The organism is Blautia sp. ZXY-1-B12 (assembly GCF_056339915.1).
In genome coordinates this window covers 1-3034 of the sequence record NZ_JBWJVP010000119.1, presented here as the reverse complement: position 1 = coordinate 3034, position 3034 = coordinate 1, and the positions used below count along the sequence as shown (strand labels likewise).

The following is a 3034-nucleotide window of genomic DNA, read 5'->3' as shown; positions in this document are numbered from 1 at the left end:
CCTGTATATTCAACCATATCTTTGAAAATCTGCGGTGCGTCTTCCGGTGCATCAATATCTTTATATGGAGCAACTCTCATCGCTGCATTCATACGTGCCTGAATAGACTCTTTAGATGTCATATATTTCACCAGTTTTAGAGTTGCCTCTTTTTCCTCATCACTCATAGTTCCTGAAAGCATCCATCCGGAAGTATATACTACATGTGTATCTTTATACTCTGGTTTATCTTCAAAGTATGGGAATGCAAAGAATGAAATATCATCCAAAATTTCTGATTCAGAATTAAACATTTCAGGAATGATAGGGCTGCTGTGAGAAATCATTGCTACTTCTCCGGTGAGGAACTGATTCATCTGAGTATTATAATCCATTCCTTCAAATCCTTCTGCAAAAGCACCTTTATCTTTTAAATCTTTTGTAATCTGCAGGCATTCTACTACATCATCATCCGTCCATTTTTTCTCGCCAGTACCCAATTTTATAATGCCATCTCTTCCGATTCTTTTAGCAAGAATATTATTAAAGATATGTCCCATAACCCAGGTATTCTTTCCGCCTACTCCAAACGGAGTAATTCCGGCAGCAACCAGCTTATCAATATCCTCATACAGTTCATCCATTGTTTCTGGAGTTTTCTCAATACCGGCTTTTTCAAATAAAGCCTTATTGTAGAAAATAGCATCCACATTCAGTTCATTTGGCAATGCATAGATTCCATCTACTCCATAAGCACTCAGATCATATGTATCTAATGCTCCATCCAGGAACGTGTTCTTCCATTCTTCATCTTCGTTAAGTGAATCTGTCAGATCCAACAGAACTCCATTCTGTGCCCATTCTTTCAGGCCGGCAATTGCCGGATAATAAAAGATATTTGGTGTTTCTCCTGTAGATAATGCAACTTTCAGTTTATTGTTATAAGCAGATTCCTCATAAACAGAATCGTTCTGAACTTCAATATCAGGATTTTCTTCCATAAATGCTGCAATCTGGTCTTCATAAACCTTTGCTATAGGTGTATCACCACTGTCACGGCTCATAAATGTAATCTTAACTTTATCTGCTGCAAATACCGGTGTAATAGATGATAATGCCATTGCTGCCGCTAATACAGCCCCTAAAACTTTTTTCCCTGTCTTCATATAAAAACCTCCTCTTTTCCTTACTAATTTTTGTAACAAACAGCAGTCATCTGATGTCCCTTAATCTCTTTTAGAGTAAATTCAAGTTTTTTTCCATCCTGTACAAATGGAACTTCCTGTTTATCGGGTATTGTATAAATTTTCTCTACTTCACGTTCTTCTGTCATAGTAATCTTAAGATTATATAAAGGAATAATATCATCAACAATCTCAAGATTTTTACATTTCTTCACCGGTACATAATGAAGTACATGTACAATTCTTCTGTTCTCTTGTTCCTGATCTAACACTGTAACTTGTGTTGTTGATGGTCCATTATGCTGAATCAGCGGATTCGGAAGCATTCTGTCTAATTCATTTCTCAGGATCTTTTTATACCATGCAGGTGCCCAGTTCTGATATGTTGTAAAAATCGGATGAATAAAATACGCTGTATTTTCTGTTTCCACAATACCAGGATATACTTCTTTTCTTCCTGATGGAGAATGAAGATGAGAACAAAAATGTTCATATGTACGATTAAATACCGGCGGGATTACTTTCTGGACAAACTGAGCCTCATCTGTCGCTTCTACAAGTGTTCCTTTGTCATACATTACATGTTCTGCATCTGCAAGACCCTTTGCCAGATGTTCTTTCGGCCATATAAAATCCGGACTATATGGTGCATCTCCAAGATATTTTACTGCCAGTTCTGAGATCATAAATTTCTGGTGATCTTTGTCAAGACCAGACTGATAACTTGCCAGTAATTTGCCTCCTGCATTTATATAAGCACTCAGTTTCCGGCCTAATATTTCATCTACAGGAATTACATCCGGTAAAATTAACAACCTGTATTTTCCAAAATCAGAAGTACTGTCAATAAAATCAAACTGATATCCATATTCCATCAGAAGTCTTGCCACACCTTCAGATGCACCTGGAATCTGTCCTGCTACGCCTGTAGCATAAAATTCTTCTGCTGTAAAAACACCAATTTCAGATACTGGTTTTGCATTCTCACACCAGGGTTCTTTTTCTTCTACAGATTTATAAACCCTTCCGATCTGCTGATACATATCCTTATTCAATTTTCCCCAGTAATCCATCTGGTCACCAATCGTACATTTGCATCCATGGGAAAGCATGGAAAATACTTCATATTCCATAGCTGCCTCATTACGAAATGCATGAAAATCGCCCCATTCTGTGTGGAATCTGCTTGTCAGTCCAAGACACTCTTTTCCAAAATTCCTCATATATTTAGCAGAAACAGGAAAATCAAGATATCCCCATTCTACTCCCGGAAGAGATTCAAAAGAAAAATACGAATAATCCTTTATCACTGGTTTATCGAGATATCCAACATGTCCTTTGTTATAGCAGACATGAAAATCTGGATTATATTTTTTTGCAAATGCGGTCAGATCTTCGACCATATCATAATAAGTCCACCTTGCAAATTCCTGACGGTCTTCCTTTTTTGCAGGATTCAGACCTTTTTCCCGCATAAGTTTCTGGCAGGATGGACAGCAGCATTCATTCATAAAAGCTGCATCATACCATACTCCATCTCCCGGAATCGTTTCCAGAACTTCTCCGAACTGCTTTTTCAAGAAATCACGATACGGTGTATTTACACAAAGGTTTTTATAAAAACCAGCCTCAAAATACCCCTTTCCCTTATAGTCCTGAAGTGCTCCGTTTTCATCAATACAGATCCATTCCGGATGCATATCTGCGATTCTCTTGTTCCAGCGAATGGTTGTATAAAGGTTTACCTGTATTCCACGTTTTCTGCAGGCTTCAGCCTGTTCTCTCAACAAATCTCTGTGTGCCAGATGAGGATGGACCATTTCCGGAAACATTTTGGAATCATAATATAAATTTCCGTGATGTCCACAAGA

At 37.8% G+C, this 3034-nt stretch carries 2 protein-coding genes; both read right to left on the bottom strand.

Going from position 1 to position 3034, the window contains the following annotated elements; translation table 11 throughout:
* The coding region (locus AC075L_RS07015; protein WP_476387428.1) for an ABC transporter substrate-binding protein at nt 1-1145 on the bottom strand (1145 nt) is incomplete at its 3' end.
* Nucleotides 1146-1168: 23 nt separating this feature from the next.
* Nucleotides 1169-3034 (bottom strand): alpha-amylase family protein (locus tag AC075L_RS07010; protein WP_476387427.1); only part of this gene is annotated, 1866 nt, incomplete at its 5' end.